Below are 26,628 nucleotides of genomic sequence, written 5' to 3'. Positions count from 1 at the left end.
TTTTATTAAGAATCGGCGGGCAGCAGTCGGTTATCGGTTTTCAGCGATCGGCTGATAGGGAGTGTGCGCTAAACCTTCTGCATCTGGCATTAACCGGTAAGCACGCTGATCCGATCATCGGTCTTCAGTTATCTGTCCTGGCCGGTAGCGCAAGGCATCAAAGATCAACCAGACACCGGTATCAAACGGAACGCAATCTTAAACTTGAAACCTGGAGCCTGAAACTAAAGCCACTACGGTACATTAATGTACTTGTGAATTTGCAGGCTCAGTTCCCATTTCGGGTGTTCTTTGATGTAGTCGATAATAAGCGGGGTCATGGCTGCGGCCTTGCTCCATTCCGGCTGCAGATATAGCTTGCAGTGAGGTGCAACCTGCGCCGCAAACTGTTCGCCCCAGGCAAAATCACTTTTATTATATACGATGATCTTTAATTCGTTGGCCAGTGGGAGGATTTCTGGTAGCGGCTGTTTAAATTTTTTAGGCGAAAGGCATATCCAGTCCCAGGCACCGGAAAGGGAGGCGGAACCCGATGTTTCGATATTGGTAGCAATACCGTTTTCCCGGAGCGCCGTGGTCAGTGCATCCAGCGGGTGCAGGAGCGGTTCTCCGCCGGTGATCACCGCAATGGGGGCCGGTGTGTTTTTTATGGCCTCCACAATAGATGCTATAGCCCAATGCGGGTGCGCATCGAAGGACCAGCTTTCCTTTACATCGCACCAGGTGCAGCCCACATCACATCCACCCAGGCGAACAAAATACGCCGCCTTTCCCTGGTGATAGCCTTCGCCCTGGATGGTATAAAAGTGCTCCATAACAGGGTAACTGCCGTTAAATGTTGCCGGAGCGGTATTTGCTATCTGGGATTTGATGTTTAAAATTTAGAAATTAGTATTTAGAATTTGGAGCCCATTTAGTTCCGGTCGTCACAGGCCTTAAATGTATTCTTCATCAACGCGGCAATGGTCATGGGACCTACGCCTCCCGGAACCGGGGTAATAAAGCTTGTTTTAGGTGCTACACCTTTAAATTCCACATCGCCCACCAAACGGTGCCCCGATTTTTTAGTGGCATCTTTAATGCGGGTGATACCCACGTCTATTACTACAGCGCCTTCCTTCACCATGTCGGCGGTAACAAACTCGGGGATGCCGATGGCTGCAACAATAATATCGGCCTGCAGGCAGAGCTCCTTCAGGTTTGTTGTTTTGGAATGACAAAGTGTTACGGTGCAATTACCGGGGTTGGAATTATTGCTCAGCAAAATGCTCATCGGGCGGCCCACAATATGGCTCCGGCCGATCACCACCGCATGCTTTCCTTTGGTTTCGATCTTATGATGTTCCAAAAGCAGCATGATACCGTAGGGCGTAGCTGAAATAAAGGCATCTTTTTCTCCCAGGGTCATATTGCCGATATTTACCGGGTGAAACCCGTCAACATCTTTGGCCGGATCGATGGTCTCAATCACCTTTTTTTCAGAAATATGTGCGGGAAGCGGCAGTTGTACAAGGATGCCGTCTACATCCATATCTTCATTAAGTTCCTCAATTTTTTCCAGTAGTTTCAGTTCGGTTACATCTTCCTCAAAATGAATAAGGGTAGATACAAAACCGATCTCATTACAGGCCTTTACTTTGGAAGCCACATAGGTTTCGCTGGCCCCGTTGTTTCCCACAAGAACAGCCGCCAGATGCGGCACTTTTTTGCCGGTGGCTGCGCGCTGCGCTACATCGATCTCAAGGGAGTCCAGGATCACTTTTGCTGTTTCTTTTCCGTTCAGTAGTTGCATAGGCTGCAAACCTACATAAAGTTTAGGAGGGGTAAGAAAAATTTTGGATGGAACAGGGAAATGAAGAAAATCTTGTATGGAATTAATTTTTTTCTAAAAAAATGGTTGATTTAAATCAATTTGTTGAAAATTGTTTAAATTATTGACTATGCTGTAAATTGATGAAAATCAATTTTAAAGATGGGATTAACAACTATTTGTTTTATTTAATGGTAAAGAAAAGTTAAAGAAAAATAAATTAAGTGTTAAAAAAATGTATTTTCATCTTTGAGGAATGTTTGAATAATCGCGGCAACCCTCGCTGATTGTTCAATACAATCCGGCTTGGAATAAATCAAAAACGTAACAAAAAAAATTACATGAGAAAAATTGTGCTATTGTTAGCCATCTTTATGTCTATTTGCGTCCCGGGATTTTCCCAAACCAAAACGGCAAAAGGCAGGGTGGTGGATCAGGCAGGTAATCCTGTATCAAATGCTTCTGTACTGGTAAAAGGTTTGGATCTAGGAACGATAACAGATCCTGAAGGCTTCTTCTCCCTGAATGTACCTGTTAATCGTAATACGCTTGTGGTCTCCGCTGTGGGAATGAATAAAGTGCTTGTTGAAATAAAATCGGATGATCCGCTGCATGTCGTATTAACACCTTCAGAAGCCTCGATGGATGAAGTTGTGGTTATTGCTTATGGAAAAACAACAAAAGAAGCGTTAACGGGTTCCGTCGGGATCATAAAGGCTGGCGATATTGAAAAGAGGCCGGTTGCCAATATTATGAAAACGATTGAAGGTGCGGTTCCCGGTGTGATCGCTACCACCGGCAGCGGGCAGCCCGGATCAACTCCGGCCATACGGATAAGGGGATTTGGTTCGATCAATGCAACTTCTGAACCTCTCTTTGTAGTTGACGGGGTACCGTATGATGGGGGTATTTCAAATATCAACCCGGATGACGTGGCATCGGTTACGGTTTTAAAAGATGCTGCATCCACTGCACTTTTTGGTTCCAGGGGGGCTAACGGCGTAATCATGATCACGACCAAAAGGGGACGGAAAGACCGGAATCAACTGTCTTTTAAAATAGCTCAGGGTTTTTCTAACAGGGGCATACCGGAATATGAAAGAATTGGTGCGCTTCAGTACTACCCCATCATGTGGCAGGCATACAGGAATTCCCTGGTCTATCCCAGCTCGGGCTCGGGTATTTCCCTCGATTCTGCTAACCGGGTGGCTTCTGGTTTAACTTCAAGAAATGGTATTGCAGACCTGCTGTCTTATAACCCTTTTAATACGGCAAGAAATGCAATAGTAGGCGTTGACGGAATGTTGAATCCTTCGGCGCAGTTGTTGTACGGAGATGATCTGGATTGGGAACGGTTCTTTATGCGCAAGGGTACCCGCAAGGATTATGGTGTGGATTTTAGCGGAGGGTCAGAGAAAAGTGATTATTATATGTCACTTGGATATTTGAAGGAAGACGGATTTACAAAGCAAACAGGGTTTGAAAGATATACCGCCCGGATAAACGTAAATGCACAGCCAAAAAAATGGATTAAAACCAACCTGAATATTTCGGGCAACTATTCCACATTCAATAATTCAAATGAAGATGGCGCCATTGCAAACCCATATTCCTGGTCCAGAAATTTAGGCCCCATATACCCGGTTTACGTGCACGATTCCGCAACCGGCAAATATGTATTGGATGAAAACGGAGAAAAACTGCCGGATCTGGGGAGTTATGCAAACACGCCGCTTGGGTTACAATACGGATTAAAGAACCGTGTAGGTACTTCCTATGCCGGAAGAAGCGGTCCGCTTGAATTGCTGCTTAATGAAAATACATCTGTCAGAACCAATGTGAGCGGTCGCTCGAGCACGGATTTTATGATCCTCAGAGGACTCGTATTCACAAACAACCTGTCGGTGGATCTCCAGAGCCAGCGGGAGTCGAGGTATGAAAATAAAATAATCGGCGATGGAGCCGGCGTAGGGCGCAGCAGAAAAGTATATGGTTCTAATAGCATATTTCAGGCAACACAATTATTGACCTATGATACAGAACTGGCAATGCGACACCATTTTAATGTATTGGCCGGTCATGAAAGTTACAGCCAGATGCTGACAGATCTAAATGGATTCAGACAGGTACAAACTGTTTTGGGCAATACTGAATTTCCCAACTTTACAACTACCAACAGCTTAACCTCTTCTGTTGATAAGTACCGGATCGAAAGCTATTTCTCCAGGTTGATTTATGATTTTGACGGGAGATACAATTTTACAGCAAGCTTAAGAACGGATGGAAACTCCCGGTTCTCCCGGAAATCAAGATGGGGTACGTTTGGTTCTGTAGGCGCGGGCTGGAATATTCATAAAGAAAACTTTATGTCTGCCGTTACCTGGGTTGATCAATTAAAGTTAAGAAGTTCTTATGGTGTAGTTGGAGTAGCAGATGGCATCGGTTATTATGCTTATCAAGGCTTATATAATTTTTCAAACAATGCAAGTGAGCCCGGTATCGTGCAAAGCCAATCCGCCTTTTTTAACGAAGATCTGACTTGGGAAAAGAATAAAGCTTTTGATGTAGGCCTTGAGTTTTCATTATTCAAAAGCAGGATCAGGGGGCAGATAGAATATTATTACAGAGTATCGGAAGATCTTCTTTTTGAAGTTCCGGCGCCTCTTTCAAGCGGACTGCTTACCACCAATCAGAACACTGCTACCATGTACAATAAAGGCGTTGAATTGCAGTTAAGCGGTGATTTACTCCGTACGTCGGATTGGCTGATCAATACAGAGATCAATCTTTCAACTGTAAAGAACCAGATAACAAAAATGCCGGAAAAAGTGAGTGAGTTTGTTACCGGTACAAAAAAATATTCAGAAGGACATTCTATTTACGATTATTGGTTACGGCAATACTACGGTGTACATCCAACGGATGGTGCGGCGCTGTACCTGGCCGCCAATACGCAGGCCTCATCGGGTATCCGATATATGGTTAATAAGAATGGGGGAGTAGACACGCTTACAACAAGCCTGAGCAATGCCAAATATGCCTATAGCGGATCTGTTATTCCCGATTTTTATGGCAGCCTTACCCAAAAGATTTCCTATAAAGGCATTTCGTTAAGTGCGCTGTTCACCTTTCAGAAAGGAGGAAAAATATATGATGGAGAATATGCCGGGTTAATGTCTGTAGGAACCTACGGTGCAGCATTGCATACAGATATCCTGAATGCCTGGCAAAAACCGGGCGACATAACAAATGTACCCCGGATGGATAACGGCCGGACAGGCGATTTTAATGCAGGAACATCAACCCGTTGGTTAACGGATGCTTCTTTTATCAATATACGGACTATAACGCTGGCCTATCAATTGCCCGGCTCTGTTTCAAACATGCTTAGGATAGCGAATGCACAGGTTTATGCTGCCGGAGAAAATCTTCAGCTTTTTAGTGCAAGAAAAGGAATGAACCCGCAGAATGCGTTTTCGGGGGTAACGGGGAGCGGCTATCCGCCGGCGCGCGTTATTACATTTGGTATAAAGGCTAGTTTATAATTATTAAAATTGTTGAAATGATAAGAAATATATCTATACTATTGATTTTTTTCACACTTTTTGCAGCAAGTTCCTGCAAAAAGGAATTCCTGGATACCTTTCCTACGGGCTCTGTATCCGATGCCGACGCTGTTAAGTCAACCGATAATGCATGGGCAGCTCTAAATGGTATTCACCGGGCATTAACGGCTCAATACGATGCACAACCTCAGGGAGGAGAAGCCGGTGCTATGAGTATCCGAGACGTAATGGGAGAGGATCTGATTTATACCATCGCTTCCGGCAGGCTCGATTTTAGTACGGTATTGCGTTGGCTGGGACATCGGAACATTGCAGATGCCCAGGTTAAATTTATATATCGGTATTACTACAGAATCATCTCAAATGCCAATATACTGATCAGCGGAATTGACCAGGCTACAGGGCCGGAAGCGGATAAAAAGTTTATTAAGGGGCAGGCATTGGCCTACAGGGCCTGGGCACATTTCAACCTGGTACAGTTATGGGCCGAACGATATGATGCCGCCGGTGCCAATGATGGGTTAGGAATACCGCTGTTAACGGTTAACACCCTGGAAGGCCAGCCAAGAGCAACCGTAAAAGCAGTATACGATCAGATCAACAAAGATCTGGATGATGCAATAGTGCTTTTGGACGGTTATTCAAGATCGGGGTCGGCGGCAAAATCAAATATCAACAGAAGTGTAGCCTACGGTTTTAAAGCACGGGTGGCGCTAACGCAACAGAATTGGGACGTAGCAGCTACAAATGCGGCACAGGCAAGAGCCGGATTATCACTCATGTCCAATACCGATTATTTGTCCGGGTTTAACGATATCAATAATACCGAATGGATGTGGGGTAGCCGCATCATCACAGAAACCACTCCTTTTTTCTACCAGTTTCATGCCTTTATGGCCACTAACTACAATAGCTCGGCGGTTAAAACCCAGCCAAAAGCAATTAACTCCAGCCTTTGGGAAGCGCTTTCAGTAACTGATGTCCGTAAGAAGTGCTGGATTAAAGCGGGTTCTGCTGCAACGGTTCAGGCGGGAATTCCCTGGAACTCAGGATCGGCCGGCACAGGGTATAGTTATATTCCATATCATATGAAAAAGTTCTGGATCTCGAACCTGTCCGGAAGTATTGGCGATGTTCCGATGATGCGGGTGGGAGAAATGTATTTGATAGAGGCCGAGGCCCGGGCCAGGCAGGGAGGGCACGATGTTGAAGCCAGAACCGCTTTGTTTGATTTAATGTCTAACCGTGATCCGGGGTATATTCTGTCAATCAAATCCGGCCAGGCCTTAATTGATGAAATAATGTTGCATCGGCGGGTGGAGCTTTGGGGAGAAGGATTCAGATTTACAGATTTAAAGCGAACCAATAGTGCATTGAACAGAACAATCGCGCCCAATACCAATACAGCTATTTCTGTAACCATGGAAGTACCTGCGGGAGACAAACTATGGGTATGGCTGTTCCCCCAGGACGAAATCAATAATAACCCGGCAATCGTACAAAATCCGTTATAAGGATTTTATAGTATTGACCAGTGTGGCTATAAATCATAAAAAGAATGAGAATGAAAAAAATTGTTATACTTTGTCTAATTGTTTCGTCGGTTTTCACATCCTGTACGAAGGAGCTTAAAATAGATTACCCGGCAAAACCGTTTATTGAGTTTGATGCCAATATCTTTAATGCGCCTGTGGCTCCGTACCAGTATACAGTGGTAACCCGGAATGTTCCTTTCGGGTATGCATCGGCATCGGCATATCCGTTAATCACCCGGTCATCCGGTACAATCAAACTGCGGGTCAATTTGGTAGGAGCAGTGGCAAAAGGTAAAGAGCAAACGATAAGTTATAAAGTACTTACAACGCCCGTACCGGCTTCGCCAAATGCGTTGGCAGAAAATGGCGTCCACTTTGCAACCGGCGGAACTTTGAAAATACCTGCCGACAGTATTTATGGAATCCTGGAGATCAATGTTCTCAACACCGGCGTTAGTAGTACTACCCCGCGGGAGGTACACCTGGAGCTGGAAGGCAACAGCGATCTTATGGTTACCGGCGTTTCCAATAAAGTGGCGGTAAGGATCTCCCAGCAGTAAAGCCGTTTTTCTAAAATAATAAAATGTAAGCAACCATCATTCAGGTGTATTTGATGGTTGCTTTATTTTTTTGCTTAGAAGGATGCTAACGATTGAAGAAAATAAAAGTGTTGGATACTGTTAATCTGGAAAAGGCCAAGAAAACAAGTAAAGCTACAGGTATACAGCTGGAGAGAGCTATTCTCAAATGTTAAAAAGCGGACCGCCTGATTGTACCCGGCTTTAACAAAAATAAGTACCTGTGTCAGCACTCTGGTCACGTTGGAGGGGGTAATAAGAGGGGGATACAGCGTTTCAGCCTCCCAAGAACCCTGATTTTTTTCTAAAAAAACGCTTGACTCAGATCAAATTTTTTAATTTTTTCGAAGAAACACCTTCTTTCCCCAATTTATTGTAAATCAATTTAGAACGTTAGCTATGCAACTATTTCAGACATTAATTAACGGTTGTTAGTTTTTCCAGAAGGTTAAAAAAACATCAACAATTTGTTAAAACGTTGTACTTTGCACGGGCTGTCTTGACTGACTTTGTTGGTTATGTATTGACTTTATGATTGACTATTTTTTCTTTTAACAAAAAAAAATTCATGAGAAAACTTGTATTGCTACTAGCACTCGTGACCTGTTCCATGTTGGTTTTTGCGCAGACAAGGACCATAACAGGTACCGTTAAGGACGAATCAGGGAACGTAATTCCCTTTGCCACCGTTTCAGAAAAAGGCGCGAAAAATGCCGTTTCTGCAGACGCCGATGGAAACTTTACAATGCATGTTAAAGATGGGGCTACGATAACGATTTCAGCAGCCGGATTTAACTCTGTTGACAAAAGCACATTGGAGAATCTGAAAGAGATCGTATTAAACAAAGAAGGTAAAGAAACCATAGAAGAGGTTGTGGTTACCGCGGTGGGTGTACGGCGTGCCGAGCGGTCACTGGGTTACGCCTCTACGCAGGTAAATGCCGAGGAGCTTACTGCTACAGGTAACAGAAGCGCTTTGAATGCCTTACAAGGAAAAGTACCCGGGGTTGAAATTACCTCAGGATCCGGTGCGCCCGGAGCTTCAACACGGATCATTATGCGTGGCTTTAGCTCGCTGGGTGGATCCAATCAGCCGCTGTTTGTGGTTGATGGTGTACCGGTTAGTAATGGTCAGGTTGGTTCAACAGATCTGAATGGCGGGCTTGATTTCGGTAACAGGGGCAATGATATCAATCCTAATGATATTGAGTCAATCAACATTCTTCAAGGTGGATCTGCAACAGCGTTGTATGGATCCAGGGCCGCGTCGGGGGTTGTGCTGATCACTACAAAAAACGGATCAAAATCCAATGGCAAGGCCAGCGTGGATATTGCATCTGCAACTTCGTTCGAAACGCCGCTCCGGTTACCGTTTATGCAGAATGAGTTCGGACAGGGCTGGTATAACCGCAGCACAGCAGAAGGAGGCGATTTGGCCGAAAATGGTAGCTGGGGACCCCGGTTTGACGGCGTAAATCGTCCGTGGGGATTTGTGGTAGATAACCAACAGCTGGTTAAGCCCTTTTCTGCATTAAAGACAAATGTGCGGGACTTTTTTGAAGTGGGTAAAACGTTAAATAATTCCATTGCTATTAAAAATGGCGACGAAAACAAAAGCTATTATGTTTCCTATGGTAACATTTTGGCCGATGGGATTATGCCGACAGATGCCGATTCTTACAAAAGACATAACGTAGCCTTGCGGGGAAATACAAAGTTTTTAAAGATCTTTAATGCAAGCGCTTCCGTAAACTATGTAAACAAGTCTTCAAAATTTGTATTAACCGGCCAGGATCAATCGGTGCTCGATGGTTTGTGGCAGGCTCCAAGGGATATCAGTTTTGTAGATCAGAAAGATTATCATAACAAGTTTTACAATGTAGATAACTATTATACATTGTACGCACAGAACCCCTATTATGTACTGAATGAGCATGGTAACCGGTTTGAAGAAAACCGCGTATTCGGAAATTTGTCTTTGGACGCAAAAGTAACCCCCTGGTTAACGGCCACTTTTAAAGCGGGTAATGATGTTTCCGGCAGTACTTCAAAAAGCTGGAGGGCGATTACAAAATCGGCCCGGTCCGCCAGTAATGATGACGTGGGACGTGTAACAGAATCTTCTTACTCTTCTTCTGAGTTTAATACAGACTTTTTCCTGAATATCAAACCTACAATCAATCATGATCTTACCCTGGATGCGATCGTAGGGCATAACTTTAACCAGCGGGACGCAAGAACACATAGCTCCCAGGTGATCGGCCTGGATATTCCGTTCTTCTATAGCTTATCGAACAGTTCCGCTACACCTTCCACATCGGCTACGTTATCAAAACGCCGCTTGGTTGGGGTATATGGTAGTGCGAATCTTGGCTTCAAGAATATGCTTTTCCTGAACATCACCGGTAGAAACGATTGGTCGTCCACACTGCCGGCATCCAACAGGTCGTTTTTCTATCCCGGAGCAAGCCTTAGCTTTGTGTTTTCCGAATTATTACAGAATAAAGATGTGTTGTCCTTTGGTAAAATCAGAATGGGTGCGGCCAGAACCGGTAAGGATGCGGATCCGTACCAGATCTTTGCGGTGTTGAACCAAACAGCTTTAACTGATGGATACCGGGGCTTTAATTTTCCTTTAGCAGGAGGCATCAATGGTTTTACGGTATCGAACCTGATCGGTAATCAGGCCCTGCAACCGGAAATATCCACCGATTATGAAATAGGTACTGATCTTAAGTTTCTCAAGAACAGGATTGGTTTAAATTTTACGGCGTACAATAAAATTATCACCAACCTGATCTGGACCTCCACCATCCCTTCAAGTACCGGATTTACTGCCCAAACGCAAAATCTGGGTAAGATCACCAACAAGGGGGTTGAAATTGCGCTGAATCTGGTTCCTGTACAGACCAACGACTGGAACTGGGAGGTATTTGCGAACTATTCACGTAACAAAAACAAACTGGAGGAGTTAGTGGCAGGCCTCGATCAGATTTCTCTGGGAGGTACCGGGTCTATTGGCTTCGTTGCCCGTCCCGGATATCCGCTTGGTTTATTTGAAGGAACGGTTGTAGAAACGGATCCTCAAGGTAGAGTAGTGGTAAATGCGCAAGGATTACCCAATATGAAAGCAGAAAAGGAAGTATTGGGATCTTCTCAAAACAAATTCAGAATTGGTGGTGGAACAACCCTGAGCTACAAGAACTGGAGCATGCGGCTTGTGGGTGATTACCGGAATGGTGGCCTGATGTACTCCCGTACGGCCGAGATGATGTACTTCACCGGTAATGCCATCCAAACAACCTTCAACGACCGGCAGCCGTTTATTGTGCCCAATTCTGTGCAGAAAGTTGGAAATGCCTATGTAGAAAATACAACGCCCATCGCCGGGTTTGATCATAATTTAAATGCATATTTTAATCAAACCAATAATGCAGGCGTTGGGTCTTCCTATGTGCTGATGTCAAAGACTTTTTTCAAATTAAGAGAATTTAGTTTGTACTATTCATTCCCGAAAGAGTGGATCTCCAGATCGTTTATCCGTTCTGTGGATCTGGGACTTATTGGTACCAATTTACTGTTGTGGACTCCTACATCGAATCCTTTTACAGATCCGGAGCAAACTACATTTGGTAACGATATGGCTGCCGACTATGGGGACTATGGTGCTGCGCCAACTACCAGGAGTATTGGATTTAACTTAAAACTCGGTTTTTAGAGATTCGCTAAACACTAAAATGAAAGAAATGAATATTAAAAATTATATATTAACTCTTGCTACCGTTGGCTTATTGACAACTGGTTGTAAAAAGGGCTTTTTCGATATCAATGTGAGCCCCAATAACCCGGCAGAGGCAACGCCCGCACTGGTTTTGCCAAGTGCAGTAGCCGGCTCCGCATTTGTTTTTGGTGGATATTACCAGGCTGTGGGCGCGTATTGGACCCAGCAATATGCGCAATCTGCAGGCGCCTCCCAGTGGGCAGATTGGGAATCTTATAACTTAACGGATAATGATTTCGACCGCCAGTTTACCACATTATATGCAGGAGCGCTTTATGACTATAAATATGTAAAGGATAAGGCGAGTGCAGCAAGCAGCTGGAAATTTTATGCCATCGCCGGTTTAATGCAGGCCTATACCTTCCAGGTGCTTGCAGATCTGTATGATAAAATTCCGTTTACGGAAGCGCTTAATGGTACGGGTACCCTTCAGCCCAAATATGATGATGGACAAGCGGTTTATGACGGATTACTTGCGATGATCGACGATGCATTGTCCAAGGACCTGTCTTCTGCCAGTGTACCGAATCCTGGTACAACAGACGTGATATTTGGAGGAGATATGGGCAAATGGCGCCAGTTTGCAAATACACTGAAACTGAAGATCTATTTGCGCTATGTAAATGTGGATGCCAACAAGTACAGCACCCAGATTAAAGCATTGCTGGCAGAGAATAATTTTCTGACGAGCGACGCGGCATTTACCTCTTTCAAGGCGGAGCAAACCGGAGCCAATCCTTTCTATAATACGTTTGTAGATCGTTTGGCGGGTAACGTAATAGCAAATACAACCCTGATGAGCTGGTTAACGGAACATAGTGACCCCAGAAGAAATGGTATCTACAAGGCTTCTGAAACAGGCAGTACCTGGGCTTCTTTAAATTCAGGTCAGTATCTTACAGCTACGGGAACCATTAAAAGCTTTGCAACACCAAACATCGGCTCTACCTACCCGGTGTACTTTTTTACAAAGGAAGAAGTATTGTTCCTGATTGCGGAAGCCGAAGCCCGTTACGGATCTGCAGCAAATGCCAAAACAGCATTTGATGCCGGTGTAAAAGCCTCTTTTGACAGCTACTCGCTGGGAGGAAGTGCAATTGTTTATCCCTACAACGGTGTGCCATCGATCATTGAGCAGAAATGGGTAGCTTCAACCAATAAAAGATCATTGGAAGCCTTTTTTGACTATAACAGAACAGGCTATCCTGCAGGTATCTTTACCCGGCCTCCTACGTCTATCTGGTCTGGCAACGACCGACCCAAGCGGTTCTTTTTTGCAGCAAGCGAACGAAAATCTAATTCCAATACACCCCAAAGAGTTGATTTAAATGTGCCGGTTTGGTGGGCTAAACAGTAAAATTTAAAAAAATGAATAAGATATTAAATATAACAGCATTTTTATTTCTATGTATCGTTACCGCTACATCCTGTAAAAAGGACTCGAAAGGCGTATCTTTTGTGACCACATATGCGGAAGTTGAATTAGATGGAGCCGGTACTGTTTTCTCACAAATCGGACAACCGTTTACAGATCCCGGTTATTCGGCAAAAGAGGGTGATAAAGATATAACAAGCGCCGTTGTGGTGAAATCGAATATCGATATTACGAAAGCGGGTATTTATTCCGTTTCCTACGCTGCTACAAACTCCGACGGATTTACTTCAGCAGCAACCCGCACGGTAGTTGTTTGTGATAAAACAGCACCCCTGAATGGTTATTACAGATCAAACATCTTCCGTGATAACAATGGTACTACTTCCAGCCGCGGACCTTATACGGTTTTAGTATTTGGTACAGGAAATGATCAGTATTATGTGCAGGATCTGCTGGGCCGTTGGTATGATGTAGGAAGCGCATATGGCGCTGCATATGCCGGATCGGGGATTGTAAAATTAAATGGTGATAATACGTTTACACTGGTTTCGTCAAACGCTTTAGGGTTTGGACCTACTTCTGCACCAAAGATTGAAACCGTTTCTACGTACACACCGGCTACTAAAACAATTGTTTTAAATACAATTATGGGTGATACGCCTACCATGCATTTTAAAGTAACCCTGTCAAATCCTCAACCCTTAAATTGATAGAATAAACTACAGATTATGAAAAATAAAGTGATTTATATACTTAGCGGCGTATTTGCCTTATCTGTGATCCTGCTCTCCTGTCAGAAGAAGATCGAAAAGGAATATAACTGGGCATATCCTGTCGCCGGAGACTGGACTTTAAAAGCATCGGTAGACGGTGAAGAAGTAGCCGGGCCTTTTGAATTAAAGGTTTATAATACTTCTTTTGGGCAGGATTCCATTTGGCTTGATGACTACAATGGAAACTTTTACCAGATAAAATTCAAAGCTAAAGTGGATATGTCCAACCTGACATTTCAAACAGGGGGGTCCAAGAACGCGATATCGGGTTATGGAATCAATGTTAAATTAACGGAGGGTAGGATTATTAACAAGGATAGTATTGCATTTAAGGTAGAATTTTCTGATGATCCCGGGACTCTTTATGAACTTTCCGGACACCGGACTACCTCCTACGAGGAATACATGCAGCAATAATTCAACCGCTGTGTTGATCGCATCTGATCCGGATGATATAAATAAAAATCGCTCCTAAGGAGCGATTTTTATTTATATGGGGTTTAACGCATTGCTTAAAAACCGCCTTTAATATTATATGAAGTGCGCATATTTGAACAGTAAGTTTGGCTGGTTATAACGAGCCCTGGGTTTTTAATGCAGGAGAACAACGATCCTGCGAACTGGTAATAAACCTTTGCGTAACACAATTTTGGGGTCATACCGGGTACTCCCCGCATGCAGCCTGTAGATACCGGGTTCTTTTATTACCTTCGCTCCAAATACAAGAAATGAGCGAACAACAACAGAACCAGTTAAATATAGAAATTTCGGAAGAGGTAGCGGAGGGTACGTATGCCAATCTGGCCATCATCACCCATTCCATGGCGGAATTTGTGATCGACTTTGTAAATGTAATGCCGGGAACACCCAAAAGCAAAGTGAAATCCAGGATCGTATTTACCCCGCAACATGCCAAGCGTTTTATGAAGGCACTGATCGATAATATTGAGAAATTTGAAGCATCGCAGGGCGTGATTAAAGATCTGGATGAAATGCAGGTGCCGGTAAACTTTGGAGGACCTACAGCACAGGCCTAAGCTTTTGTTTCAGGTTTAAAAGTTTAAAGTTTCAGGTTGGATGCTTCGTTTGGAGATCGTTGCACAAAAAAACTAGGGAGAAGAATAAGTTGGTGCCGGGCCGGCCTCTTAGATCCGTGCTGCAATACGCTGCATCATATCATCATGATCATGTAGCAAAACCGATCTGACGCGGAACGTTCAACCTATCGCCTTCTTCCACGGCGGGGCGTTTCGGCTTCATATGCCGGCAGGGGCGGATCAGGCTTTTGTTTGATCCAGATAACCGTGTTTTTTGTCATCCTGGGATTGCTTTTCAATGCAACGGTGATCGACACTTTTTCAGCTGAAGGCGCATCTGGTAATACGAGGCTGTTACCCTCAAATTTACCATAGTCGGTGGTAAACCGCAGTTGTTTATCGGTAAGGGGCTGCCAGCTACCATCACTCATTTTACCATCTACATTAATATAATTGTGCGTGCCCTTTTTCAGGCTATCTGTATACAGGTGAAAATGAATGCTTTCAATTTGCTGAGCCCTTGCTGCCATCGCTACAAACATCAATAAAAAGAAAACACCGGTCTGCTTCATTTTTTTACAACTGGTTTCCTTAAAGGACGCAGAAAAAAGGCAAAAGGTTGTTATGCGGCCAGCGCACCGGCGGATTTTAGCAACGCTGCTATTTTGGGATACTCCAGTTGCTGCGCATGGGCCAGCGGGGTAACGCCTTTTTTGTCGGGAAGATTTACATCGCAGCCGCCGGCAATAAGAGCCGCTACAACAGGCGCATGTGTTTCGTCTCCTTCTCCCAGGATAATCGCTTCCAGCAGGGCGGTCCAGCCCAGGTTATTTACATGATCAACCGGAAACCCCGGAGCCTTTACCAGCAACTGTACCACTTCCAGGTGAGCCTTTTCTGCGGCGGGTATGAGCGCCGTTCCCCCATAGCGGTTAAAAATATTAAAATCGGCGCCGTGCTCCAGGCAGGCAGCAACCACAGTGGCAAATCCCTGCGCTCCGGCATATAAAAACGGTGTGTAAAGCACGGTATCCTGGGCGTTTACATTGGCTCCATGCGTAATCAGTAGCAGGGCTGTTGGTAGCTGTTTTTTGTATAAGGCATATAGCAGGGGTGTTTGTCCTTCCGGATTACTCCTTTCAAGATTGGCATTGCGGGTAAGCGCTTCTTTTATATATCCGGTGTTGCCATCGTCAATACACCGGAATAGATCAATGGTTCCTGTCATCCTGTTTTGTTAAACCTGTTTATGATTGTTACCGCGGCATTGCTGCGTTCCACAATAATAAGTTGTTTTCAGGATATAACGGCAAATAGCTTTCGAACGTTCGTTTTATTTAATGGGATGTTTTTTTAGTTTTTTATTGCGAACTTTGAGTTATGCGGGTATCCCAAAAAGACGCAGAAATAATTTATAATGCCATTGACCGGTGGGAGGAGGAAAAGGTGGTTGATACAGAAAAAGCGAACCAGTTGCGAAACGCTGTTACTGTATATAAAGACGACCTGGGTTCCTTTACCTTTTATGCTTTTGTAGCCGCCGTTTCCTGCGCGATTCTTGCGTTTGGAGCCATTGTACTGGATGAAAAATGGATCGAGCGGCTCCGCCGTTTTTTTGCATTTTCGGAAGTATTGATCGGTGGTATTTTTTTAATGCTCTCCGTTGTATTGGTGTGGTTTGCCCGGAAGCGGAAACAAAAACATCCGGATGCTGCGCTGAGTAACGAAAGCTTTAATATACTAACAGTATTAAGCCTGGGAATTGCCATTACCTACCTGACCCGCGGTTTGGGAGACGGATACCGGTTTTATGGGTTGGTGGTTTTTGCACTGGCGGTCAGTTATGGTTTTGTAGCGAAGTACCTGCAATCAAAGCTGATATGGATTTGTGCCTTACTGGCGCTTGTTGTAAGTTGGTGTATTCAAACCTGGATCTGGTCGGCACCGGAACATTTGTATTTTAAGGGAATGAATTACCCGCTGCGGATGACCGTTTTCTGCGCCGTTTTACTGGCGGCTGCCGGTTTTTTGCGCAGACAGCTGCAAGCGGTGCAGCTTCCATTTTATGAGATCACGATTTATTTCTTTTGGATCTTCTTTCTGCTTTCGGGTTTGTTCCTGTCCGTATCCGGAAACCTGAGTTATGATGTATGGAGCAATATCCGCCAGGGGCGTCTTTTTCCATGGGCACTGGGTTATACGCTGTTGTTGTGTGGCCTTATCGCGTACGCCTACCGGTTAAAGGATGAGTTGTTCCGTGACCTGGTGTTGCTGTTCTTTTTACTGAATATTTACACCCGGTACTTTGAATATTTCTGGGATAAAACCAATAAAGGGATCTTTTTTGCGATACTGGCGCTTTCTTTTTGGCTGATCGGTCGTAAAACAGAACAGATGCGCAGGCGTTTTATGAAAGGGTAGTAGTGGCCGGCTGACAGCTATCGGGTTTCAGCCATACCCGTTGATAGAAGCTGATCGCTGACAGCGGATCACTGCCCGTTAAAACATCAACCCCAACCCCAATGTTCCGCCGGCAACCGTATGATCACCGTAGCGCTGGGCTTTAAAATTCAGGGAGGGGACCAGGGAGAACAGGTCGCTCAGGTAGAACTTATAAGCAGCTCCCAGTTTGATGAAGGGTCCCCCGTTAAAAAACGGTTTGTGGTCCTTATTACTGGCTTGTAATGCAGGTGCATACCCTGCATTTACCAGAAACATCGTTCCGTTGATGCTGTTCCTGGGATAATACCGGAAATCGGCAAAAATGGGAAGCGAACTGATCCGGGCTCCGTGGAATTGCAGGGTGTCAACGGCTGTGGCGGTTGAGGCGTAATATTTGTAATGCGAGAACTGCAGACCAACACCCAGGCCAATGGAAAACTGGGGATTTACAAAATATCCGTTGATGGTCTGCATCTCAAAGCCTGCTTTAAACCGGGCATTGCCTTCGTTCAGCATGGCCGAATCAATGGACCACATCACCTGGACTTCCGCAGGGGTAGTAATGTTGAAATAGCCTTTTTCCTGTTTCGTTTTTAAAAATTGTCCCTGCGTAACAAGGGTTACGGCAAGGAGCAGTGGTAACAGCAGCACGCGGCTGGCAAACTGTAGCATGGTCAATCGTTTAATGGTTGGTGAAGGAAAAAGAAGGCTCCAATACCGTCAACAACTGTGTCCCGGCCGCGCATTCACAATGCACCCGTGTATTTAAAAACAGTCTGTTATAAGTTTGATAACCCGTTATTAAAATTACATTATAGTTTTCTTTAATCAAAATAATGCGGCAAAAACATTGCATTTTTGCACCCTAAAATTCAAAAACGATGGTTACTGGTTGCTGGGCCCGGAAGGGTATTCTTTTTCTTTTGTTTGGCATGAGCTTTTTACTGGGCATGGCTCAGGACACGGATTCGCTTCAGTTTGTAAAAACAGTCTGGAAAAAAGAGCGGTTGGGTGCGGGTGTCCGGCTATACACCCGTCAGTTTACCAATAAGGAGCTTTTTGCATCCAACCAGTTTATCGCTTACGCGGTTGTAAAAAACCGGGGCGGAAGAAAGCGGTTTCATATTGCTGCCGAAAAAAAGTTATTAAAGCCCGTATCTGTTTTTGCAAAAGAAGAAGGTGCCATCGTTGCGGTGAACGGTAATTTCTTTAACACCAAAGACGGCGGTTCCGTTGACTACGTAAAAACAGATGGCCGCCTGGTAAGCAAAAACCTGGTGGGTGCTCATGAAAAGCTGAGTGCACACCAGCAATCCGCTGTGGCCATACAAAAAGGCAAACTGTTTGTTGTAACAGGGAATGATAAGCCGGATTGGCCCGAGGATATTGCCGCCACTTCGGTTTTAGCCAATGGCCCGTTACTAACGCTGGATGCCGTGGATCGGGTAATGGACCGATCCGCTTTCTCGCAGAACCGGCACCCGCGCACAGCGGTTGGTGTAACTAAAAAAGGAAAAGTGATCCTGCTGGTAGCCGACGGACGGCATGCGAACGCGGCTGGTTTAAGCCTCAATGAGTTACAAAAAATCATGCGCTGGCTGAACTGTAGCTCCGCCATCAATTTCGATGGTGGCGGCTCCTCCACTTTATGGACGCGAAAAAGAGGGGTAGTGAACCATCCTACCGATAATAAAAAATGGGATCACGAAGGGGAACGGGCGGTTGCTAATGTATTGTATTACAGTAAGTAGCCGGTTCCAGGTACGGATTTATCCGACCTTTTTCCACATGGTATCCAATTTACCGCTTCCAGATATGGAAATCTGGCAATTAGCGCTTACTTTTGCGCCTTAAAATCACGGATATTCAGCATTAAAACAGTCAGAAAACTATGGCAGGTCAGTTAAAAGAGGTTCGGAATCGCATCAGTTCGGTACAAAGTATGCAGCAGATTACCAAGGCAATGAAAATGGTAAGTGCCGCAAAATTCCGCCGTGCACAGGATGCCATCCTTCAAATGCGGCCTTATGCGCAGAAGCTGCAGGAAATGCTGAGCAATATTGTAAGTAACAATGACGGGGATACCGAAATGGCGCTGGCAGCAGAAAGACCTGTTGAAAAAGTACTGGTGATCGCCATCACCAGTGATCGTGGACTGGCCGGAGCCTTTAACGCCAATGTGGTGAAACTAACCAGAGCCCTGATCCGCGAAAAATATCAGCGCCAGTCTGAAAAAGGTAATGTAACCATCTGGAACCTGGGTAAAAAAGGATATGAGGCACTCACAAAGGCCGGGTACAAAACGGATGATACCTATAAGGATATTTTTCTGCAGCTCTCTTTTGAGAACGTGCAGAAGATTGCTACCGAAGCCATGAAGGCTTTTGAAGAAAAGAAATTTGATGCAGTAGAGATCGTATACAGCCAGTTCAGAAATGCAGCGACGCAGATCTTTACGGTTGAACCCTTTTTACCGATCCCGAAAGTGGAGAAGAAAGAAGGGGTTGCTAAAGCCGATTTTATTTTTGATCCCAATAAAGAAGAATTGGTTGCTGAGCTGATGCCCAAGATCCTGAATACACAGTTATTCAAGGCGGTGCTGGACTCCAATGCTTCGGAACACGGTGCACGGATGACCTCCATGGATAAAGCATCAGAGAACGCAAATGAAATGCTGCGGAATCTGAAACTTTCCTACAACCGGGCACGGCAGGCGGCCATTACTACAGAGCTGACCGAGATCGTAAGCGGTGCCGCAGCTTTACAGGGATAAAATTTTGTTTCAGGTTTCAGGTTTGTGTTCCGCGTTAACCCTGAAGCCCTGAACGTTAAACCTCGAAGTTTCTCATGGACATAACCGGATTGATTCCACATATTGAAGCGCTGATCTTCGCAAGCGATAAACCGCTTACCCCGCTGGAGTTGACAGACCTGCTGAATAATGCATTCGGGTTCATGGAAGATAAGATCACATTGGATCAGGTGGAAGCATCCATTGAGGGGGTTGTGGAAAAATACCGTTCGGAGTTTTACCCGTTTGAAGTACGTGAAAGCGGTGGGGGCTGGCAGTTTCTTACCAAAAAAGATTATCATAAAACAGTAGCGCAGATCAATGGCGATAAGTTTATGAAACGCCTGTCGCCGGCGGCCCTGGAAACCTTATCGATCATTGCTTACAAGCAACCTGTTACCAAGGGAGAGATCGAAGCCATCCGGGGGGTTAGTGCAGATTACGCTATTCAGAAGTTGCTGGAAAAGGAACTGGTGATCATCAGTGGCCGTAATGAAAAATTACCCGGGCATCCCCTGGTATATTCCACTTCAAAAACATTTATGGATTATTTCGGGATCAATTCGGCTGAAGAATTGCCCAAGATAAAGGAGGTGCTGGCAGAACAGGAGATCCTGCCTACACCGGTTGATGAGGATGGAAATGCCATTGCACCGGATGCTACAGTTGATGGAGCAGCTCTTCCGCTGGAGGTTGCTGAAAATGGCGAACTGATTGAAGTTCCGCATGCGGATGAGGCGGCAGCAGCGGCTGATTCCGTAGACCCGGAGGTTTTGGATGAAACAGCCGATGAAGAATTGCAGGAAACGGAAGACGCGGAAGCCGTAGTGCCGGAGACGGAGGTATCTGAAGTGGAAGCCCCATTGCAGCAGGACGATGCTACAACGGATGCCGATACAGAAGATACAGCGGGAGACGATGAAGATCAAACAGACAACGACTCAAAGAAGCCGGAAGAAGAGTAACTGCTGCCCGGCATATTATTTTTATGTAGCAGTAGTTTTACTGCTTTTTTTGTAAATACCAATATGAGCGAACAATTAACAAACGAACAGCTGATCCAGATTGCGCAGGAATTCGGAACCCCTGTATATGTATATAATGCGGATAAAATTGAAAAGCAGTACCAGCGCCTGCGCACGGCCTTTGATGGAGGGCGCGTAAAAATATTTTACGCCGCAAAGGCATTGACCAATTTGAGCGTGCTTCGTTTTATTCATAAACTGGGCGCCAATGTGGACTGTAGTTCCATTAATGAAGTAAAACTGGCCCTGCAGGCTGGTTTTGAACCTTCCCGGGTATTGTATACCAGCAACGGAATTCATTTTTCTGAAATTGAAGAGGCGTTGAAGCTGGGCGTATTTGTAAACATCGATAGTCTTTATAATCTTCAGAAATTAGGTGAAACCTATGGAGGACAGTACCCGGTTGGGGTGCGGCTGCGTCCGAATATCATGGCCGGCGGCAACCTTAAAATATCCACCGGCCACGACCGGAGTAAATTTGGTATCCCGGTAGAGCAGCTGGCGCAGCTGCAGGATCTTGTAAAGACCTATGGCATCCGGATCCAGAACCTGCACATACACACCGGAAGTGATATTAAGGACGCCGATATTTTTATAAAAGGAATTGATGTATTGTTTGACATTATTCCGCATTTCCCGGAGCTGAAGTCCATTGATCTGGGAGGCGGGTTTAAAGTAGCATATAAAGAAGGTGACCCGGTTATTAATATTGAAGAGCTTTCTCAAAAAGTACTGGCGGCTTTTGATGCGCATGAAGCGGCACGTAACCTGGAGATATGGTTTGAACCGGGTAAATTTATGGTAAGCGAATGCGGATACCTGATTACTTCGGTTAACCTGCTTAAGGAAACATCGGCCACTACTTTTGTAAGCATCAACAGTGGGTTCAATCACCTGATCCGGCCCATGTTTTATGATGCCTACCACCGGATCGAAAATCTGAGCAATCCTGATGCTGCTTCCCAACCTTATTCGATTGTTGGGAACATTTGTGAAACGGACACATTTGCCTGGGACAGGCCATTGCCGGAAGTACGGGAGGGGGATCTGCTGGTGTTTTATAATGCCGGAGCGTACGGGTATGAAATGGCCTCCACATTCAATTCCAGATTCCGTCCGGCAGAAGTGATTGTGCGGAATGGAAAGGCACAACTGATCCGGAAAAGGGACACGCTGGAAGATCTGACGCGTAACCAGGTAGTGGTGGAGCTTTAACCGCATATCGCTGCAAAGCGCGATGGCGGGGTGAATGGAATGTAACGGAAGGTTCCTATGTCACCCCTCCGGGGTTTAGATTCCTTCAATCACTCGGTGCCAGGATCATTACATCCCTTCGGGATTGTGAAAATACGGGGATCGTACTTAGAAACATATATATTAACGCCGCCATAAATTAGGCGAAATACATTTGAAAATTATTTGTCTGCAAGATTGTTGCGATTATAACTGGTAATGCGGGACCCGCAATGCAGAGAAGGGCGTGGGTGTCACCCCTCCGGGTTTAGAATCCTCCAATCACTCGGTGTTATCATCATTATTATATCCCTTCGGGATAAGGATGCAAGAAATATTGCCTTAGAAGTATATGTATTCTCCTCTCTCTAAACTAAAGCACACACATCCAGGTTGTTGTTCGCCTGGAAGGCCACTGCTATCACCCTTTTCTGATTTAAGTCCGTCAAATGTTGGGTGTAATCCTTATTCACTCCTGTAAACCTGGTGTTTCAAAGAGCCCCGCAGCATACGAAACGGACAATCCCGAAGGGATGCCATCATTATAACGCAGCTACAAATGGTGCGGGAACCCCGGAGGGGTGACATAAATCATCAACGTATTGATCGCTCTGATCCCATTGGATAAAATCAGGATGGTTATAGCATCAGCGAACCTGTTATGCCGGATGTGCATGTCATTAAGAAAAGGGCTTGCCCGGCCATCAGGTATGCGCCGCAGGACAGCCATCATTCAGAGCAACGGTACTATTGCCGGTCCGTAAAATTATACATTAAACCGGAAATGCATGATGTCGCCATCTTTTACCGGGTATTCTTTTCCTTCGATGCGCAGCTTGCCGGCATCCCGTGCACCGGCTTCGGATTTGTATTGTACAAAATCATTGTAAGCGATCACCTCGGCCTTGATAAAGCCTTTTTCAAAATCGGTATGGATCACGCCGGCACATTGTGGGGCTTTCCAGCCGTTGTGGAAGGTCCACGCACGTACTTCCTGCACACCCGCAGTGAAATAGGTATTTAATCCGAGTAATTTGTAGGCCGAGCGGATCAGACGGTCCAGGGCGGGCTCGGTCATTTTATATTCGTCCATAAACAACGCTTTGTCATCCGGATCTTCCAGTTCAGAGATCTGCGCTTCAATGGAGTTGTTCATTACAATCATTTCGGCATTTTCGCTTTTGATCGCTTCCTTCAGCGCTTCAGAAAAGCGGTTGCCGGTATGCATCGAAGGCTCATCCACGTTGGCCACATACAAAACCGGCTTGTCGGTAAGCAGGAACAGGTCGGCGACGGTCTCTTTCTCTTCCTTGCTCAGGTCTAAAGAGCGGATGCTTTTACCCTGCTCCAGGTGTGCCTTGCATTGCTGCAACACGTCGAGCTCTACTTTTGCCTTTGGATCTGTTTTAGCCTGCTTTTCCTTTTTCTGGATCTGTTTTTCCACGCTGTCCAGGTCTTTCAGCTGCAATTCCGTATCAATGATCTCCTTATCACCCACGGGGTTGATCGCTCCTTCATCCCGTAAAATATTCTCATCTTCAAAACAGCGGATCACGTGGATGATGGCATCTACTTCCCGGATATTGGCCAGGAACTTATTGCCCAATCCTTCACCCTTGCTGGCACCCCGTACCAGACCGGCGATGTCTACAATTTCGATCTGGGTAGGAACCACGCGTTCCGGCTGCACCAGCTGCGTAAGCACGCTCAGGCGTTCATCGGGTACGTTTACAAGCCCTACATTGGGCTCAATAGTACAAAAGCGGTAATTGCTCGCCTGTGCTTTTGCGCTGTTACTAACTGCGTTAAATAACGTTGATTTTCCTACATTGGGTAATCCCACGATGCCTGCCTGTAATGCCATTAGGTGATAAGTTACAAATACTAAAATTCAAATTCTAAATCTCAAACCTCTGATCTCTGATCTCTGATCTCTGATCTCTGATCTCGATTTTCCGGCCGCAAAGGTACAAATTCTCCGCCGCAATTCTCAAATAAAGCCTAACTTCCCGCTTTCGATTTAAAATCATAATCTGACGCATTATGGCATTGAGCAGGATCTGGTCGGCATTTATCATTATCGCTATTCTGGTTGCCGCCTTCAAGTGCTTTTTTCTGGGAGAAACGCAGCTTTTCAGCTACATGATCAGTGGTAAGGCCAGTGATCCGGCTAACCCGCTGAAACTGGATGGCGTGATCGAAACCTGCTGGGTGGCCGTAGAGATCTGTTTAAAACTGATCGGGGTACTCTGCCTTTTTATGGGCTTTATGAGCATTGCCGAGCGGGCGGGGGGGATCCGGTTCTTATCGCGCATCATCGGTCCCTTCTTTTCAAAGATCTTCCCGGATGTGCCAAAGGATCATCCGGCCATGGGGCATATGGTCATGAATTTTTCTGCTAATTTTCTCGGACTCGATAATGCCGCTACACCCTTCGGACTAAAGGCCATGGAAAGTTTGCAGGAACTGAATCCCAAAAAAGATGTGGCTTCCAATGCCCAGATCATGTTCCTCTGTTTGCATGCGGCAGGGTTTAATTTAATACCGGTAAGTGTGATTGCCATCCGGGCGGCGCAGAATGCTTCCGATCCTACGGATGTATTCATTCCCTGTATGATCGTAACCTTTGTGGGCACCCTGGTAGCGCTCATCATTGTTTCACTCCGGCAAAAAGTAAACCTGTTCCAGCCGGTGATCCTGGTCTGGCTCTTAGGAATATCAGCCGCAGTAGTGGCATTGGTGCTCTATGTGTCTTCATTGAACGCGGCTTCGATACAATCATTTTCCGGTGTGCTGAGCAATGGACTGATCCTGTTGGTATTTATCCTCATTGTACTGGGAGGTATCTATAAGAAGATCGATGTGTTCAGCGCATTCATCGATGGTGCGCGGGGTGGCTTTGATACCGCGATAAAGATCATTCCGTATATATTGGGCATTCTGGTTGCCGTAAGCATGCTGCGGACCAGCGGCACATTTGATATGGTCATCAACGGGATGAAATATATGTTTCACGCGCTGGGTGCAGATACGCGTTTTGTAGATGCCCTGCCCACCGCCCTGATCCGTCCGCTGAGCGGAGGTGCGGCCAGGGGCATGATGGTAAGCACCATGACTACTTTTGGTCCGGATTCTTTTGCCAGCAAACTTTCCGGCGTTTTCCAGGGCGCTGCAGACACCACTTTTTATGTGGTAGCGGTGTATTTTGGAGCCGTAGGCATTAAAAATACACGATACTCCATCGGTACGATGCTGCTGGCTGATCTGGCCGGTGTAATAACAGCCATCGGTATCAGTTACCTGTTTTTTACCTGAACCTTTTGCCTGTTTTCCTGTTTTAAAACATTATGGAAACGCCTTCCCGTTACCAGGTTAATACGGCCTCCTTTGATCATTACTGGAAAAAAGGAGCCGGTCGCTTATTACTGCAGCAACTGGGATACACCCCCGATATCCGGAATGCGGATTCTTTTAAAAAATACTTACTGGAATGGGACCGGGATGGTGATGCGGTGGTGCACGAGCTTTATAACCAGGTGGGCTTTGCAACGGCACATGCGGCGCTGCAAGCTTATTTGACCAATGGTTCCATAACCGGTACAGCAAAACAGGTTTTTGATAGGTTCTTCGGCACTTTTGAAATACGGCCGTCCTGGCTGGATCATGATAAAATCGATAAAGGCATTGAATTGAGTCAGCGCTCCGGCATTCCCGGTCTGCTGGTATTGCGCAATTATTGTTTAATGGGCGGCTATGAATCTGCGGCCATTAACAAACCACTGATCTATACGGGGGCATTAAAAAAGGGAGCTGCAAAACGCCTTACGGAAACGACGCTTTTCTGGATCGGTATCACCCGTACAGGCGCTTTTAAAGAAGGGGGCGGCGGATTACTCCAGGTGCTTGGTACCCGTTTTATTCATTCGTATTCCCGGGTGAACATCCTGGAAAAAACAGATTGGGATACCCGGCAGTGGGGCGTGCCGCTCAATACCTGGGATATGCTGGCCACCCAGCTGGGCTTCTCGCTCGTTTTTCTTACGGGCCTGCGGCGCATGGGGTTCCGGCCTTCAGCCGAAGAAACGGAGGGCCTTTTTCATCTGTGGAAATATATCGGTTATCTTTTGGGCATCCCGTTGAAACTGCTGCCGGCGAACGAAGCGGAAGCGATCGAAGCCCTGTACTACTGGACCATGACACAGTCGAAGGGGGATGCAGATTCTGTTGCCCTGGCACAGGCACTGATCAGTGAAACCGTCACTTCGGGTTTTCCGAAATCGATATGGGCACGTAAGCTGATGCAACAGCTCCACCTGTTTTACAACTATTTTTTCCTGGGAACGTATTCCTGCCGGTTATTACAGATTCCCAAGCCGGTAGTGGGAAATATCGCCTACTTCTTTTTATGGCGCCTCAGGAGACTGGAACGAAAGATGACCCAACCGGCATTGCGCGGGAAGGCGATCCGGGATGGCGGGGCACGCCAGGCCCGTGCACTGGAAATTTACCTGAAATATAAACGGTTCTAAACGGCTGGCTTTGGAAAGCCTGCCCCTGTTAAATAAATTTTACACACCATGCTTATCTTAAAAAAATAGAGCAAGGCCGCTTCTGTGGCGAACGGGGTGTGAGTGAAAATTGTAATGCACAGTCCTGCTACATTCCGGGAGATGCATCTTAAT

The 26,628-nt window shown here is 45.7% G+C and carries 21 protein-coding genes; 15 read left to right on the top strand and 6 right to left on the bottom strand.

Annotation, left to right across the window (positions count from 1 at the left end):
* Positions 1-233: 233 nt before the first annotated feature.
* Together LQ567_RS23330 and LQ567_RS23325 are read right to left on the bottom strand one after the other, a co-directional pair.
* Positions 234-815: a 7-carboxy-7-deazaguanine synthase QueE gene (locus LQ567_RS23330; RefSeq protein ID WP_231008300.1), complete on the bottom strand. Its 582-nt coding sequence runs from the start codon at positions 813-815 to the stop codon at positions 234-236.
* Between the two features lie 98 nt (positions 816-913).
* The gene (locus LQ567_RS23325) at positions 914-1,792 is read right to left on the bottom strand and encodes a bifunctional 5,10-methylenetetrahydrofolate dehydrogenase/5,10-methenyltetrahydrofolate cyclohydrolase (protein WP_231008299.1); all 879 of its coding nucleotides are present in this window, start codon (positions 1,790-1,792) and stop codon (positions 914-916) included.
* Positions 1,793-2,151: 359 nt separating this feature from the next.
* On the opposite strand from LQ567_RS23325, the gene LQ567_RS23320 reads away from it, so the two are divergent.
* From LQ567_RS23320 to LQ567_RS23285, 8 genes are all read left to right on the top strand, one after another.
* Complete coding sequence (locus tag LQ567_RS23320) at positions 2,152-5,355, top strand: SusC/RagA family TonB-linked outer membrane protein (RefSeq protein WP_231008298.1); 3,204 nt, start codon at positions 2,152-2,154, stop codon at positions 5,353-5,355.
* Between the two features lie 17 nt (positions 5,356-5,372).
* Entirely contained in the window at positions 5,373-6,890 is a 1,518-nt protein-coding gene (locus tag LQ567_RS23315; protein WP_231008297.1) for a RagB/SusD family nutrient uptake outer membrane protein, read from the top strand.
* Positions 6,891-6,940: 50 nt separating this feature from the next.
* On the top strand, positions 6,941-7,471 hold the full coding sequence (locus LQ567_RS23310) for a hypothetical protein (protein WP_231008296.1): 531 nt from the start codon (positions 6,941-6,943) through the stop codon (positions 7,469-7,471).
* Between the two features lie 586 nt (positions 7,472-8,057).
* On the top strand, positions 8,058-11,207 hold the full coding sequence (locus LQ567_RS23305) for a SusC/RagA family TonB-linked outer membrane protein (RefSeq protein WP_231008295.1): 3,150 nt from the start codon (positions 8,058-8,060) through the stop codon (positions 11,205-11,207).
* Positions 11,208-11,235: 28 nt separating this feature from the next.
* Complete coding sequence (locus LQ567_RS23300) at positions 11,236-12,627, top strand: SusD/RagB family nutrient-binding outer membrane lipoprotein (RefSeq protein ID WP_231008294.1); 1,392 nt, start codon at positions 11,236-11,238, stop codon at positions 12,625-12,627.
* 11 nt (positions 12,628-12,638) lie between these two features.
* Positions 12,639-13,355, top strand: a complete 717-nt coding sequence (locus LQ567_RS23295; RefSeq protein ID WP_231008293.1) for a BT_2262 family domain-containing protein — start codon at positions 12,639-12,641, stop codon at positions 13,353-13,355.
* Between the two features lie 18 nt (positions 13,356-13,373).
* Entirely contained in the window at positions 13,374-13,835 is a 462-nt protein-coding gene (locus tag LQ567_RS23290; protein ID WP_231008292.1) for a lipid-binding protein, read from the top strand.
* 311 nt (positions 13,836-14,146) lie between these two features.
* Complete coding sequence (locus LQ567_RS23285; protein WP_231008291.1) at positions 14,147-14,455, top strand: DUF3467 domain-containing protein; 309 nt, start codon at positions 14,147-14,149, stop codon at positions 14,453-14,455.
* 185 nt (positions 14,456-14,640) lie between these two features.
* Here the strand turns inward: LQ567_RS23285 and LQ567_RS23280 are convergent, their stop codons facing one another.
* On the bottom strand, positions 14,641-15,027 hold the full coding sequence (locus LQ567_RS23280; RefSeq protein ID WP_231008289.1) for a hypothetical protein: 387 nt from the start codon (positions 15,025-15,027) through the stop codon (positions 14,641-14,643).
* 50 nt (positions 15,028-15,077) lie between these two features.
* Positions 15,078-15,683: an ankyrin repeat domain-containing protein gene (locus LQ567_RS23275; RefSeq protein WP_231008288.1), complete on the bottom strand. Its 606-nt coding sequence runs from the start codon at positions 15,681-15,683 to the stop codon at positions 15,078-15,080.
* A 152-nt stretch (positions 15,684-15,835) separates the two neighbouring features.
* Here LQ567_RS23275 and LQ567_RS23270 point away from each other — a divergent pair, with 152 nt between their 5' ends.
* Positions 15,836-16,876, top strand: coding sequence for a hypothetical protein (locus LQ567_RS23270; protein WP_231008286.1), 1,041 nt, complete (start codon positions 15,836-15,838; stop codon positions 16,874-16,876).
* Positions 16,877-16,954: 78 nt separating this feature from the next.
* Here LQ567_RS23270 and LQ567_RS23265 read toward each other — a convergent pair whose 3' ends face one another.
* The gene (locus tag LQ567_RS23265) at positions 16,955-17,569 is read right to left on the bottom strand and encodes a hypothetical protein (RefSeq protein WP_231008285.1); all 615 of its coding nucleotides are present in this window, start codon (positions 17,567-17,569) and stop codon (positions 16,955-16,957) included.
* Positions 17,570-17,778: 209 nt separating this feature from the next.
* Here LQ567_RS23265 and LQ567_RS23260 point away from each other — a divergent pair, with 209 nt between their 5' ends.
* The 4 genes from LQ567_RS23260 to lysA all read left to right on the top strand — a co-directional run bounded on the left by LQ567_RS23260 (position 17,779) and on the right by lysA (position 21,928).
* Positions 17,779-18,648, top strand: coding sequence for a phosphodiester glycosidase family protein (locus LQ567_RS23260; RefSeq protein WP_231008284.1), 870 nt, complete (start codon positions 17,779-17,781; stop codon positions 18,646-18,648).
* A 140-nt stretch (positions 18,649-18,788) separates the two neighbouring features.
* Entirely contained in the window at positions 18,789-19,670 is an 882-nt protein-coding gene (gene atpG / locus LQ567_RS23255; protein ID WP_231008283.1) for an ATP synthase F1 subunit gamma, read from the top strand.
* A gap of 74 nt (positions 19,671-19,744) precedes the next feature.
* A complete protein-coding gene (gene scpB, locus LQ567_RS23250; RefSeq protein ID WP_231008282.1) occupies positions 19,745-20,653 on the top strand; it encodes an SMC-Scp complex subunit ScpB in 909 nt (302 codons plus the stop codon).
* 63 nt (positions 20,654-20,716) lie between these two features.
* Entirely contained in the window at positions 20,717-21,928 is a 1,212-nt protein-coding gene (lysA, locus tag LQ567_RS23245; RefSeq protein ID WP_231008281.1) for a diaminopimelate decarboxylase, read from the top strand.
* A 784-nt stretch (positions 21,929-22,712) separates the two neighbouring features.
* Here the strand turns inward: lysA and ychF are convergent.
* Entirely contained in the window at positions 22,713-23,810 is a 1,098-nt protein-coding gene (ychF, locus tag LQ567_RS23240; RefSeq protein ID WP_231008280.1) for a redox-regulated ATPase YchF, read from the bottom strand.
* A gap of 179 nt (positions 23,811-23,989) precedes the next feature.
* Between ychF and LQ567_RS23235 the strand changes: the two genes are divergently transcribed.
* Both LQ567_RS23235 and LQ567_RS23230 read left to right on the top strand, forming a co-directional pair.
* The gene (locus tag LQ567_RS23235) at positions 23,990-25,261 is read left to right on the top strand and encodes a nucleoside recognition domain-containing protein (protein ID WP_231008279.1); all 1,272 of its coding nucleotides are present in this window, start codon (positions 23,990-23,992) and stop codon (positions 25,259-25,261) included.
* Positions 25,262-25,293: 32 nt separating this feature from the next.
* Positions 25,294-26,475, top strand: coding sequence for an oxygenase MpaB family protein (locus LQ567_RS23230; RefSeq protein ID WP_231008278.1), 1,182 nt, complete (start codon positions 25,294-25,296; stop codon positions 26,473-26,475).
* Positions 26,476-26,628: the final 153 nt, after the last annotated feature.

The sequence above is a fragment of the Niabella pedocola genome, assembly GCF_021044425.1.
GTDB lineage: Bacteria > Bacteroidota > Bacteroidia > Chitinophagales > Chitinophagaceae > Niabella > Niabella pedocola.
Note: the sequence above shows the minus strand (reverse complement) of the source record. Positions and strands in the feature narration are given on the sequence as shown.